General features: G+C 59.6%; 9 protein-coding genes. 4 read left to right on the forward strand and 5 right to left on the reverse strand.

All coding sequences use genetic code 11. From position 1 onward, the window contains the following. Positions 1–3: 3 nt before the first annotated feature. From AARI_RS11600 to AARI_RS11610, 3 genes are read right to left on the reverse strand one after another with little or no spacing between them, the layout of a single operon-like run. A complete protein-coding gene (locus tag AARI_RS11600) occupies positions 4–3,321 on the reverse strand; it encodes an ATP-dependent helicase (protein ID WP_013349479.1) in 3,318 nt (1,105 codons plus the stop codon). Beyond that, positions 3,318–6,530, reverse strand: a complete 3,213-nt coding sequence (locus tag AARI_RS11605; protein WP_013349480.1) for an ATP-dependent helicase — start codon at positions 6,528–6,530, stop codon at positions 3,318–3,320. The genes AARI_RS11600 and AARI_RS11605 overlap by 4 nt, the downstream gene beginning before the upstream one ends. Beyond that, positions 6,527–6,916 (reverse strand): MGMT family protein, encoded by a 390-nt coding sequence (locus AARI_RS11610; RefSeq protein ID WP_013349481.1) that lies wholly within the window; start codon positions 6,914–6,916, stop codon positions 6,527–6,529. Before AARI_RS11610 ends, AARI_RS11605 begins: the two co-directional genes overlap by 4 nt. Positions 6,917–7,004: 88 nt before the next feature. Here AARI_RS11610 and AARI_RS11615 point away from each other — a divergent pair, with 88 nt between their 5' ends. The 4 genes from AARI_RS11615 to AARI_RS11630 all read left to right on the forward strand — a co-directional run bounded on the left by AARI_RS11615 (position 7,005) and on the right by AARI_RS11630 (position 10,550). Then, positions 7,005–7,688 carry a 3'-5' exonuclease gene (locus AARI_RS11615; protein ID WP_013349482.1) on the forward strand — a complete coding sequence of 228 codons (684 nt, stop codon included), beginning with the start codon at positions 7,005–7,007 and terminating at the stop codon, positions 7,686–7,688. 246 nt (positions 7,689–7,934) lie between these two features. Continuing rightward, positions 7,935–8,927, forward strand: a complete 993-nt coding sequence (locus AARI_RS11620; RefSeq protein WP_013349483.1) for a methionine ABC transporter ATP-binding protein — start codon at positions 7,935–7,937, stop codon at positions 8,925–8,927. Positions 8,928–8,930: 3 nt separating this feature from the next. Continuing rightward, positions 8,931–9,596 (forward strand): methionine ABC transporter permease, encoded by a 666-nt coding sequence (locus tag AARI_RS11625; protein ID WP_013349484.1) that lies wholly within the window; start codon positions 8,931–8,933, stop codon positions 9,594–9,596. Positions 9,597–9,701: 105 nt separating this feature from the next. Next, positions 9,702–10,550: a MetQ/NlpA family ABC transporter substrate-binding protein gene (locus AARI_RS11630; protein ID WP_013349485.1), complete on the forward strand. Its 849-nt coding sequence runs from the start codon at positions 9,702–9,704 to the stop codon at positions 10,548–10,550. Positions 10,551–10,726: 176 nt separating this feature from the next. On the opposite strand, the gene hemL is transcribed toward AARI_RS11630, so the two are convergent. Both hemL and hemB read right to left on the reverse strand, forming a co-directional pair. After that, positions 10,727–12,034: a glutamate-1-semialdehyde 2,1-aminomutase gene (hemL, locus tag AARI_RS11635; RefSeq protein ID WP_013349486.1), complete on the reverse strand. Its 1,308-nt coding sequence runs from the start codon at positions 12,032–12,034 to the stop codon at positions 10,727–10,729. A 5-nt stretch (positions 12,035–12,039) separates the two neighbouring features. Continuing rightward, entirely contained in the window at positions 12,040–13,023 is a 984-nt protein-coding gene (hemB, locus tag AARI_RS11640) for a porphobilinogen synthase (RefSeq protein WP_013349487.1), read from the reverse strand. Between the last annotated feature and the right edge of the window lie 15 nt (positions 13,024–13,038).

Consider the following 13,038-nt stretch of genomic DNA (forward strand, 5'->3'; position numbering starts at 1 on the left):
CAACTAGTTGCTGAGCTGGTCGAAGGCGCTGGAGATCATGTGTTCAAGCTCCTGCTCATTATGCAGGTATTCGGCATGGATAGTGATGCCCGCTGCCACGTAGTAGAACGCGGCCTTGATCTCCTCTAGTGGGATTCCATGCAGACGAGACCAGCCGAGCCGGTATACGGCCAGCTGGACTAGTTTGCTCTTCAGGTCCTTGCCGCTGGGAACACGTCCGGTCTTCCAGTCGAGCATCAGCCATGTGCCATCTTCCATCTGGAAGACAGCATCAATGCGGCCACGCACAGCCACCGGCCCCACGCGGGTCTCCAAAGGAACCTCGACATAGGCCGGCTGCAGCTTGGACCATTCACTGGACAAGAAGGCTTCCTTCATGGATTCAAGATCCAAGGCCTCATCAAGGTAGCCGTCGGCTGGTTCCTGAAGATCTCCCAGATCCAGCATCGAAGTTTTCTCGTAGAACTCTTCAATCCAGGCGTGGAACGCGGTACCGCGTCGGGCGGCAAGCCCTGGACGGCGCGGCACTGGGCGCCGAAGGTTTTCCAATACCTCCACAGGGTCTTCAGCCAGCTCAACGAACAGCGAAGCGCGCACGTGCTCGGGTGCTTCAATGCGGCGTTCACGCCCGGCCAGGAATTCGCGTTGCCCTAGGAGCTTGCCAGCTTCCTCAGCCCACTGCTGGCCGAAGCTGGTCAGCGGCTCATGCTCTTGGGAAACAACTTCAAGATTCTTGGCCATCTCAGCGATGACCTCGCGGCGCGAATACGGGTGGGGAGTCTTTTGCACTCCCCCGGTGATGACTGGCCCTTCCAGCGGGTCATAGGGCCACACAGCTTCAAGCGGCGTCAAGGTGCTCGGGTTTTGCTCAGGAGCATCCTCATCTTCAACCCAGACTCCAATTTCAGCTTGAGGATTTTCCCCTTCAGCCAACGGGACCAAGCAGTTGAAGAATTCTGATGGCGCAGTCGGCTTGGTACGCGTACTGGTCCAGACGCTGCTGCTGCAAATGAGCAAGGACTTCGCGCGAGTCACCGCAACGTAGGCCAAGCGGCGTTCTTCGGCAATATGGTGGTCTTCAACCCTATCCTTGAAAATCGACTCGGCTTCCAGCAGTTCTTTCAACGTCGGCTGGTCGGTGTCCCATTGGGGCAGGTCCTTGTGATCTCCACGCAATTCCCATGGCAGCGCTTTGTCTCCACTGGTCCAGCGGTCGGATTTAGAACCGGGGAATACCCCGTCGTTGAGGGTCATCACCGCCACGATGTCCCATTCAAGTCCCTTTGAGGCGTGGACCGTCAGCAGCTGCACCGCGCTAGGATCTGCGTCTTCACTTGGCAGTGGGAGACCTTTTTCCTTTTCGGCAGCCTGTTCCAACCACATCAGGAAACCAGCCAGCTCCACGCGTGGCGCATTGCGGCAATATTCGCGCACCACGTCGGCAAACGCATCGAGGTTGGCCCGGGCCTTGTCCCTGGAGATCCAGGGCCTGGCCGCTACCTCGATGTCGAGATTCATGGCGCGTTCGGTTTCGCGGATCAGCGTCTCCAGATCATCATTGGCCAGTAGCCGCAAGCCGGCAAGTTCATCACGCAGAGCCGCTAGCCGTTCATAGCCAGCGGGGCTGATAGTTCTGCCGTCACTGCTCGTCCAGCCTTCTTTGGGCAGGAAGTCCAGTGCTTCAACCAGGCTGGCCGCATCGTTGAGTTCGGCGCGTGCTGCCTCCTTGAGCACATCTTCATCGCTCGATGCGCTTTCATCGGCTGCCGGGGTTGACTGCAGGCCGTGGGCCCGGCGGCGCTCCAGCTGGCGGGACCAGTCGGCGAAGGCCATCAGGTCTGCGGTTCCCAACCGCCAGCGTGCCCCGGCCAAGATCCGCATGAGCTTATCGGAGCGCAGGGGGTCAACCAGCACATGCAGGTACGAGACCAGGTCGGTCAGTTCCGGGGTGCTCAGCAATCCGGACAGGCCCACCAGCTGGTATTTGATGCCGCGTTCTGCCAGTACTTCGCCCATGATGCTCAGCTGGGTGCGGTTGCGTGAGAGCACCGCGCTGGTCTTCGGCTCGGCGGCCTTCCTATTCTCGGCAGCAATCATCTCTGCAATGGCTTCTGCTTCTTCACGCACCGTTGCACAACGGTTGAGCACCACGCGACCGGGCTTGGCATGCGCCGAAGAATCCAACGGCTTGACCGAGACCGGGCCCTGGTGTTGGGGTGCTGCGGCAGTGATGCTGTTGGCCGCTGCAAGCACGTTGACAGTATTGCGCCACGCGATGGTCAGGTGCTTTACATGGGCAACGTCGTTTCTGTTTTCGCCATTGATTGGGAAGACTTCTGGGAAGCGGAATAGCTGGCCGGCGCTGGCCCCGCGGAATCCGTAAATGGATTGGTTGGGGTCACCCACCGCGGTGACCGGATGGCCTTGGCCATAGAGCTGGGAGAAGAGCACCATTTGCGCGTGCGAGGTGTCCTGGAATTCATCAAGAAGTACCACCTTGTGGCTGGCTCGTTCGGCGAGCGCAGCGGCTGGCACTTCCTGGGCAATGCGAGCGGCGTGGGCTACCAGGTCCCCGTAGTCCATCACGCCCAGGCGCTTCTTTTCCGAGGCATATTCTTCAGCCAGCTCCGCGATGGTGGCGCGTGAGGCGAGCTTGTCAATGAGCTTAATGGCTGCCTGGGTAGTCTTCTTCGGCTTTTCTGCGTCCATTGGCAGGGTGCGCAATCTTTCGACCAGGTCATCGATCCATTGATGTGCATATGGCGCGGTGACCAGATGTTCTGAAGCTTCGGAGCTGAAGGACACGATGGCATCGATTAAGGTGCTGGTGGCGCTGTTGAGGTGTTCATAGCTGCCGGTGTATTTTTCCAGTACCGAGTGGGCTACTTGCCATGATTGTGCTGCCCCGAGCAGTGCGCTGTCTTCTTCCAAGCCAAGGCGCAGCCCGTGGTCTTGGACAAGCGTATTGGCGTAGGAGTGGTAGGTGGAGACGGAGGGGTCCAGAAAGTCTCTGGTTTCTTCTGCGCTGAGCAGTCCGGTGGCCACCAGCTGGGCAATCTTGGCACGGATGCGGATGGACAGCTCGCCAGCGGCCTTGCGGGTAAAGGTCACCCCGAGGATTTCTTCCGGGCGGACCAGCTGGTTGGCTACCAGCCAGACAACCTTGTCGGCCATGGTTTTGGTCTTTCCCGAACCGGCTCCTGCGATCACCAGCATGGGTTCCAGCGGGGCAGCAACAATTTCTGCCTGCTGGGCTGTGGGTGGGAACTGCTCGCCTAGGGCTTCGGAGAGTTCTTGCGGGGTGAATCTGATATTGCTCATGGTTCGGTGACCTGTCGTCCTTGGGCGCACAATGGGCAGATTTCCGGTAGCGTGCAGTTGCCGAGAATCCCGGCTGATCCCGAAACGTGCCGGGTGATGAATTCGCTATTTCCCATAAGTGCGGCGGCTTCGAGTATGAGCGTGCGAGCCCAGTCTTCGTCACCGATTGATGGTTGTTCACGCACCGAGGCGCTTTTGGTATTGGTCCCGACATACACCAAAGAAGCACCGGCTGGCTCATCGGGCAGCCCGGCAGTTTCCTCGTGCTCTTGCAGCGCACCGAGCTGTATGGCCGTTTGGTAGACACCCAGCTGCAGGTGCTCCAAGGTGGCCTCCTTGGTTGGGGCAGAGGATCCGGTTTTCAGGTCGACAACTCTCACCTTGCCGTTTGCGTCAGCTTCGACTCGGTCAATAATGCCGCGCAGCTGGATGTGCGAGCCATCAGCGGCGGGAACCTCGACTTGGAATGGCATTTCCCTGGCCACCAGTTCGCGGCCTTCTTGGCGCATGGTCACGCAGTAGGCCGCAAATTTCCTGAGCATGCCGTTGGCGCGGTCAAAATCCCTTTGGCCTTCCCAATTCTCCAGTTTTTCCAGTTCCGGCCAGCGTTGCTCAAGGATCCGCTCGTATTCGCTTCCGCTGGCCTCGGGGTGCTCTTCGGCAATGGAGTGGATCAGGGTGCCTAGCGACGCTGCGAAATCATGGGCGGCAGTGCCTCCGGCACTTTGCACAAACCAGTTCAGCGGCGATTTCACCAGGGTCTCGACCTTGGATGGTGAGACGCGTCGCGGCTGGTCCTCAGGGATCACCGGCTCTGTGGTGGTCACCGGGCTCAGGCCCCACCAGGAGCTTGGATGCGCGCCACGTACCGGTTGCTCAGCGTGGGCAAGGCGGCCCAGCACGTGCACGGCGTCTTGGTAGAGGCTATGCGCTTCTACGTCTGCCGGCGCAGGCACTGCCCCTAGGCTTGCCGCTTTGGCCTTTTCGGCGGTGCTGCGCAGCTCCGCCACCAAGGCTGGCAGCGAACGGATGCGTGGAACCGCGGTTGGTTCACGCCCCTCCGGGCACGGTGGTTCGACCAGGTCCAGGAAGGATGAGGGCTGGCTGTCCTCGTTATCCACCGCAGTACAGATCAGCTGGTCTTGGGCACGGGAGACGGCATTGCTGAAGCTGCGCAATTCGTCGTTGCGGATTTGGCGTACCAGGTGCGTTGGTGTTCTGGTGGCCAGGAAATCAATGCCGTGCTCGGCGGCATCGGCCAGTGCGTTGGAACCCAGCAGTTCCCCGCGCAGTCGGAGGTTAGGCCACGAGCCTTCTTGCAGTCCGGGAATGAATACCACCGGCCATTGTTTTCCGGCGGCCGCTGCGGTGGTTAGTACCGTGACGGTTTGCCCGCCAGCGGCACGGGTGGCCAGCGAGTCCATCGGCAAATCTTGATGCAGGATGTGGTCAATGAACTGCTTGACGCTGGCGCCAGGAAGCTGGTCCACAAAACGCTCGGCGGCCTGGAAAAGCGAGAGCACAGCGTCCAGGTCGTGGTCGGCACGGCGTGCTGCGGTACCGGTGCCCAGTGCTTCTTCACGCCAGGCTTTGGCGCGGCCCGAGGCTTCCCACATGGCCCAGAGCGCTGTTTCTGGTGTAGCAGTTCCGCTGTTTAGTTCTTCTTGCAGTGCACCGTACATGGACAGCAGCCGCTTCAGGCCAAAGCCGGGCTTGCCCAATTTATCAGCCAGTGCCGGCTCGCGCAGGCAAGTTTCCAGCAACTCCTGGCTGGAACGGCGTCCACCGGCTTCAGCTTCCTGCTGGCGAAGCAATTGGCGGATCCGGCGGATCTCCAAGGCCGTGCTCATCCCATAGCGGGAGAGCAACAAATTCTGCATCAGCAGCGGGTCATCGGTGAGCGAATCGCTGAACGCCAAGTCCAGCAAATCAAGCAGCGGGCGGACCGCCCCTTCATCCTTCAATGGAATTTCCGCCGGCGGCACTTGTACGCCAATTCCCTGGCCTTCAAGGAAGCGGCTGAAGGAACGCACTTGCGAACCGTTGCGCACGACGATTGCAATATCGGCGAGGCTGCGGTTCTCGTACAGGTTCAAGTGCACGATGCGTTGGGCGATGAATCGTTCTTCCAAGGTGGAATTCTCGAAGACCAGCGCTTGGCACAGTTCATGCTCGGAGGTATTCAATGCTTCGATTGTTCGTCCGCGTAGTCCTGCGGCCAGCGGGACGCGGCTGACGATCCGTTTCCACGCTTCGGTGATTTGTGGCGACATGCGCAAGCCACCGGTGAGCTCCATGAAAGACGCTTCGGTGGTGTGCGCATAGTTCTGTGCAAAACGATGCAGCTCATCGGTGCGCGCTCCACGGAATCCTTGGACAACGCTGTCTGGAGCGGCGAAGGCGACCATCGCACGGTCCTTGCCCAGCAATGACAGCAAGCGATGCTGAGACAGGGTGGCTTCTTGCAGGTCATCGACGAGGATCAAAGCCATGCGGTCTTGTTCTTCATGCAGGAATCCTTGATTCTCTTCAAGGATCTGCGCCGCACGGGTAATCAGGCCAGCCGGGTCGAAGGCTTCGGCGCTGCCCAGGTCCAGCAGGTCTCGGTACTCCTGGTAGAACAGTGCAGCGGCATGCCATTCGGGACGCTTGGCTTGTTGTCCCAGGTCTGCAATATCCGCTGGTTCCAGGCCGAGCTCTGAAACACGATCAAAGAACTCTCGAATTTCCTTGCGGAATCCTCGTGTCTCAACGGCCAGTTCCAGTTCGGTGGGCCACTGCGGTCCTTCGGTGAGGCCAGCGGAATGGCCCTCTAGGAGATGGCCGATCAGGGTGTCTTGCTCCGGGCCAGAGAGCAAACGCGGTGCACGTTCAAGCTGGGGCAAGAGACCCTCAACGCGGGCACGGCGAATCAGGTCGAAGGCATATGAGGACCAGGTGCGCACCACAGGTTCGGTAAAAGTGCGTTGCGCCCGGCGGCTGAGTTCGTCGCGAATCGAGGCGGCGGTCAGTCGGGTTGGACCGATAATGAGCAAGGACTGCGGGTCAAGCCCGGCGTCGAGATGTGCCACTGCGGTGTCGATGAGCAGGTGGGTCTTTCCTGTGCCCGGGGCACCGGTGACAAGGACGGGACTTTTAACAGAGCGCAGTTGGCCAAGAACCTCCGCAGTCTGTGCGGTGGGCTGGCTTCGGGTCTCTTCCATACTCATAGTTGATCATCCATCTCGGACATTTTGGGGTTGCCCAACGCCGTACGCAGCGCATCAATTTCTTCCCACGCCTGATTGCTGGGATTCCAGCGGGATTTGTTGATGTTCACGTGCCGGCCCGGAGCAGCCAGCCCTTCTTCATCCCAGTGCCGTTGCGCAGTTTCGGCCAGCGCTTCGGTCAGCGATCCATTCGAGCGAATGATCCGCCACCACGGTGTGCCTGCTGGCGCGCTTGCCATCGCTTTTCCTGCCTGCCGAGCTCCCCCGCTTCCCAGAAGTTCGGCCACGTCCTTGTAGCTCAGGACCGCACCTGCCGGCACCAAGGCAGCAAGTTGGTGCACTGCTTGGGAATAGTCCAGTGGCGGTGGGGGCAAGTGAGCTGTCATGGTTCTATTCTGCCAATTAGCTTGCAGTACTCCACAACACGCAATTCGAACAGCTGTCCTGTCCGGCCTTGGCTGTAGCGTTATACCCATGACTGAATGGCATAAGGGCCTGGCAATTGGCTTTGACTTGGAAACCACTGGTGTTGATACCAACACTGCACGCATCGTGACGGCTTCGGTTGTCTTGTTGGATGCCGAGGGCAACGTGGTGAATAACCGCGAGTGGCTGGTGGATCCCGGGGTTGAGATCCCTGAAGCCGCAGCAGCGGTTCACGGCATCTCCACGGAGAAGGCGCGCGCCGAGGGCGCCCCGGCGAAGCAGTCCGTCGAAGAGATCTTGAACTTATTGAAGTTCGCTTCGGAACAAGCCCCAATCGTTGCCTTTAATGCGTCCTACGATTTCTCTGTGCTCTACAGCGAAGCCGTTCGATACGACCTTGAGCCATTCTTCCCCGGTAACGTGATTGATCCGTTCATCATCGATAAGCAGGTTGATCGGTTCCGCAAAGGCAAGCGCACCCTGGCCGCGGCCTGCGAATTCTATGGTGTAGTTCTAGAGAATGCACACACGTCTTTGGCTGATGCTGTTGCCTGCGTCGAGGTCGCGCGCCAGTTGGGCGAACGCTACCCGCAGCTGCAAGTTGATCCGATGGTATTGCACGGCTGGCAGATCGGCTGGGCGAAAGAACAGGCAGAAAGTTTCCAGGCTTACCTGCGCAAGACGAAGCCTGAAGCTGTTGTTGATAGCGCATGGCCCATCACTGAGTCGTAAAAAGTGAAATAACCAGGCCATTGTGCGTCATTTCACATAGGTCAACTATGGCTGTTGACCACTATGTGGAAGCCATTCGTTCATTTACTGTCATAAATCAGCAAATTTTATTCGACGCACTGCCAAGTAAGCCCTTGCGCTAAGAAGTTTGAAGGTGCTTTTCCCTTAATTCGAGCGATTTTGTTCGATAGTGATTCAATGGAGGGTACTCTCTACACCCTTTGAGAATCTGAAGGAACACGCCTAGTGATCACAGTTAGTGACCTGCGCAAGGTCTACCAGCAGGGCAGCAAAGATGTTGTTGCCCTTGATGGTGTCAGCCTTGAAGTCCCTACCGGGAAAATTCATGGCATCGTCGGACATTCTGGAGCGGGTAAATCCACTCTTGTCCGTTGCTTGACCTTGCTCGACCAGCCCACCTCCGGGACCGTTGCCGTAAACGGCAAGGAGCTGACCAACGTCAGCACCGACGAATTGCGGAATGCGCGACGTCGAATCGGCATGGTGTTCCAGCACGCGAACCTCTTCGACTCGCGCACCACCGAGCAGAACGTGGCCTACCCGCTGGAACTAGTGGGCACCCCCAAGGCTGAAATTGATGCCAAGGTCGCTGAACTCCTGGAGCTTGTGGGCCTGACCAAGTTCGCCAAGGGCTACCCATCCCAGCTCTCCGGCGGCCAGCGCCAGCGCGTGGGCATCGCCCGCGCATTGGCCACTGATCCAGATGTGCTGTTGTGCGATGAGCCAACCAGCGCGTTGGATCCGAAGACCACTGACGAAATCCTGGATCTGGTCAAGAAACTGCGTGACCGGCTGAACATCACGGTGCTGATCATTACCCACGAAATGCACGTCGTAAAACAGGCCTGCGACTCTGTCTCGATGCTTGAAGCCGGCAAAATCGTGGAACACGGCGACATCGAACAGGTCATCACCAACGCCAAAGGCAGCTTGGCTTCCACCTTGCTCCCGCTTCCTGGTGACGCTCCGCGCGTCGACGGCGAAGGCCCGATCCTGGACCTGCTCTACACCGGCGACCAGGCAACCCAGCCAGTGATCTCCTCGATCTCCCGCCAGTTCAATACCGATGTCAATGTCTTGGCTGGTTCTGTTGAACAGCTTGGCGAGCAGCAGTACGCGCACTTGCGCCTGCAGCTGGCTGCTGATGCCGATTTGAATGCAATTGTGAATCACCTGAAGTCCACCGGCATCGCCGTAACCGTGAAGGGAGCCAAGTAAGCAATGGATTTCTTCACCCCCACCGTACTCAAGGCCATGTGGGTCGCTACCGTCGAAACTCTGCAGATGGTGGTGATCTCCGGCATCGTCACCGTAGTCATCGGGTTGTTGCTGGGTATTTTGCTCCATGTCACCGGGAAGGGCGGTCTGCGTCCCGTTCGTTGGCTGAACGCGATCCTTTCGGCCGTCATCGTGAACATCACCCGTTCCATTCCCTTCGCCATCTTGATGGTTGCTTTGATTCCCTTTGCTGGCATGCTGGTCGGCACCTCACTTGGTCCGATCGCGGCCTCCGTATCGTTGACCATCGGTACCGTTCCATTCTTCGCCCGCCTTGTTGAGACCGCGCTGCGGGACGTTTCTTCGGGGAAGGTCGATGCCGCATTAGTCATGGGCTCCACCAAGCTCCAAACCATCCGCAAGGTTCTGGTTCCCGAAGCCATGCCAGGGATCATCGCGGCCATCACCACCACCATGGTGACGTTGATCGGCTACTCCGCCATGGCTGGCCTGGTTGGCGGTGGCGGCTTGGGCCGCATGGCCTACACCTACGGCTACGCCCGCTACAGCATGCCCATCATGCTTGCGACCATCGTCATTATCGTGATCTTGGTCCAGTTGGTCCAGATCATCGGCGATGTAATTGCCCGCAAGGTCGATCACCGCTAGCAAATAACCTCCACCGGTTCATCCGGTGGCGCCGTGGAATCGCTGAGGACACGGCAAATTCACTCGCACAGTGCCTCACGGCTCTACCTAAGGAAAGAACAAGTTATGCGCAAGAAACTCGCACTCGCCATCACCGGTGTTGCCACCGCATTCGCACTGACCGCTTGCGGCAGCAGCGAACCGACTGCAGACGCTGCAGCTACCTTGGATCCAGCGAACCCTACGGTTATCAAGGTAGGCGCCAGCCCAGTTCCACAGGCAGACATCCTGAACTTCATCGATGAGAACCTGGCTCAGGAAGCCGGCATCGACATCGACGTCGTTGAATACGATGACTACGTTCTTCCAAACACTTCGCTGGCCGACGGCTCGCTGGATGCCAACTACTTCCAGACCGAGGCCTACCTCGCCACCGAGATGAAGGAAAAGGGCTACGAGTTCGCCCACGGCGCTGGCGTTCACGTAGAGCCAATGACTGTCTTCTCCAAGAAGTTCGACAACGCCGAGGATGTTACCGAGGGCACCACCGTGCTGCTGAACAACGACCCGGTAAACCAGATCCGGGGCATGCGTGTTCTGGAAGAAGCCGGTCTGCTCAAGAACATCGCCGACGATGACTCGGTCCTCACGGTCGAAGGCGACAAGGAAAAGAACCCTCTGGGCCTGGTGCTCAAGGATGCCAACGCCGAGCAGGTTCCGCAGTACTACATGAGTGATGATTCCATCGGTGTGGCTGTTATCAATGGCAACTTCATCGTCCAGGCCAAGCTGAACAAGGACGAGATCCTGGCTCAGGAGTCCGGCGAAAACAACCCGAACGCCAACTTCCTGACCTGGCGCGATGGCGAAGAGACCCCAGCCATTGCCAAGCTCGAAGAGCTGCTGCACTCGGATGAGGTCCGCGATTACATCGAGAAGACCTGGAACGACGGCAGCGTCATCGCCGCTTTCTAAGTACTTCTTCCAGCAGCGGGGCACAGCCCCAACGCCAGAGCCACAGCTGCCCGAGTTCCAATCATGGAACTCGGGCAGTTTTCTTACTCCTCAAGCTATCGAGGATTAAACAGCCAACGCCTGGCAGGCACCACAGGTGCCTGCCAGGCGTTGGCTGATGCATTTGTTGCTAAGTACTAGGCCTTGGCGGCCGCAGCTGCCTTCGCGGCTGCTGGAAGGGCTGCGAAGATCTTCTCCATTGCCGCATCGTCGTGGGCTGCCGAGACGAACCATGCTTCGAAGACGCTTGGTGGCAGGTAGATTCCCGACTCCAGCATCGAGTGGAAGAACGGCGCGTAGCGGAAGGCTTCCTGCCCCTGCGCGTCAGCGTAGTTGTGCACGCCCTTTTCGGAGGTGCCGAAGGCTACCGAGAACAAGGTGCCGGCGCGCTGGATCGAGTGGTCCAGGCCTGCGGCGTTGAAGGACTCGGTGATCGCGGACTGCAACGCCTCGGACTGCTTGTTCAGGTGCGCGTATACCTCTTCGGTGGCGTGAGTCAGCTGGGCGATGCCAGCGGCCATGGCCACTGGGTTGCCCGAGAGCGTACCTGCCTGGTAGACCGGCCCCAACGGTGCCAGATAGTCCATGACCTCGGCGCGGCCGCCCAGGGCGGCGGTCGGCAGGCCGCCGCCGATGACCTTGCCGAAGGTGTAGAGGTCCGCATTCCAGCCCTCGTCCTTGCCGGTCAAGCCCCAGTAACCCGAGGAAGATGCGCGGAAGCCGGTGAGCACCTCGTCGAGGATCAGCAGTGCGCCGTGCTTGGCGGTGGTGTCCTTCAGGAACTTGTTGAAGCCATCTTCTGGCACGACAACGCCCATGTTGCACGGTGCGGATTCGGTGATGACGGCGGCAATGTTTGCACCGTGCTCAGCGAAAGCAGCTTCAATTGCTGCCCGGTCGTTGTATGGCAGGACCAGGGTCTCGGCTGCGGTCGCAGCGGTCACGCCAGCAGAACCTGGCAGGGCCAAGGTGGCCAGGCCCGATCCTGCGTCAGCCAGCAGGCCGTCCAGGTGTCCGTGGTAGCAGCCGGAGAACTTGATGACCAGTTCGCGGCCGGTGAAGCCACGAGCCAGGCGGACAGCGGTCATGGTCGCTTCGGTACCGGTGGAGACCATCCGCACGCGCTCTACCCCGCCCATGCGGGACTTGATCAGCGCGCCGAGCCTGGCTTCATCCGGGGTGGATGCGCCGAACGACAGGCCGCGATCCACAGCCGTGTGCACGGCAGCCTGGATCTCCGGGTGGGCATGGCCCAGCAGTGCCGGACCCCAAGAGCACACCAGATCAACATATTCCTTGCCATCGGCATCGGTCAGGTAGGCGCCCTTGGCCCCCACCATGAACGGAGGAATTCCACCGACTGAACCGAAGGCGCGCACTGGGGAATTCACGCCGCCTGGCATGACATCGCGGGCCTCGGCAAAAAGCTTTTCAGAGTTAGACATGCGTCTTATTTACCTTCCTTGAGCCAGCCGGCAACTTCGGCGGCGTAGTACGTCAAAATCTGCTGGGCGCCTGCACGCTTGATCGACAGCAGCGATTCAAGCACGGAGGCCTTGCGGTCAATCCAGCCGTTGGCGGCTGCGGCCTCGATCATCGAGTACTCGCCGGAGATCTGGTAGGCGGAGACCGGAACCGGGGAAATATCGGCAATATCGCGCACAATATCCAAGTAGCTCATGGCCGGCTTGACCATGATCATGTCCGCGCCTTCGGCAATATCCAGTTCAGCTTCCAGCACAGCTTCGCTGCGGTTGGCCGAATCCATCTGGTAAGTGCGGCGGTCCCCCACCAGCTGGGAATCCACGGCCTCGCGGAACGGGCCGTAGAACGCGCTGGCGTACTTGGCGCTATAGGCGAGGATGGACACATCCTGGCGTCCGGCAGCATCCAGTGCTTCACGGATCACGCCGATCTGGCCATCCATCATGCCCGAGGGGCCCAGCATGTGGGCGCCAGCCTCGGCCTGGGCCACAGCCATCTGGCCGTAGATTTCCAAGGTGGCATCGTTATCCACGCCGCCCTGGGCATCGAGCACGCCGCAGTGGCCGTGCGAGGTGAATTCGTCCAGGCAGACATCGGACATGGCCACCAGTTCATCGCCTACTTCGGCGCGTACCGCTGCAATGCCGCGGTTCAAGATGCCCTGCGGGTCAAGACCGGCTGAACCGTTCTCGTCGCGTACTTCCGGGATGCCGAAGAGCATGATGCCGCCCAGGCCCAGCTCGGCCGCGTTCGACGCGGCAGCCTTCAGCGAGTCCATGGTGTGCTGGTAGACCCCTGGCATGGAGGTGATCTCGTTGGGCTCGGCCAGTCCCTCGCGCACGAAGGCAGGCAAGATCAGTTGGCGTGCCGAAAGCTCATTTTCTGCCACCAAACGGCGGATGGCAGGATTCTGCCGCAACCGGCGCGGGCGATGCTGAGGGAAACCCATGGCTCCTCTTTCTCC

Origin of the sequence: Glutamicibacter arilaitensis Re117, assembly GCF_000197735.1 — a bacterium.
GTDB classification, from domain to species: Bacteria; Actinomycetota; Actinomycetes; order Actinomycetales; family Micrococcaceae; genus Glutamicibacter; species Glutamicibacter arilaitensis.

Coding starts and splice junctions, on each gene's coding strand:
- AARI_RS11600 (WP_013349479.1), bottom strand. CDS start 3,321: ATGAGCAATATCAGATTCACCCCGCAAGAACTCTCCGAAGCCCTAGGC.
- AARI_RS11605 (WP_013349480.1), bottom strand. CDS start 6,530: ATGAGTATGGAAGAGACCCGAAGCCAGCCCACCGCACAGACTGCGGAG.
- AARI_RS11610 (WP_013349481.1), bottom strand. CDS start 6,916: ATGACAGCTCACTTGCCCCCACCGCCACTGGACTATTCCCAAGCAGTG.
- AARI_RS11615 (WP_013349482.1), top strand. CDS start 7,005: ATGACTGAATGGCATAAGGGCCTGGCAATTGGCTTTGACTTGGAAACC.
- AARI_RS11625 (WP_013349484.1), top strand. CDS start 8,931: ATGGATTTCTTCACCCCCACCGTACTCAAGGCCATGTGGGTCGCTACC.
- AARI_RS11630 (WP_013349485.1), top strand. CDS start 9,702: ATGCGCAAGAAACTCGCACTCGCCATCACCGGTGTTGCCACCGCATTC.
- hemL (WP_013349486.1), bottom strand. CDS start 12,034: ATGTCTAACTCTGAAAAGCTTTTTGCCGAGGCCCGCGATGTCATGCCA.
- hemB (WP_013349487.1), bottom strand. CDS start 13,023: ATGGGTTTCCCTCAGCATCGCCCGCGCCGGTTGCGGCAGAATCCTGCC.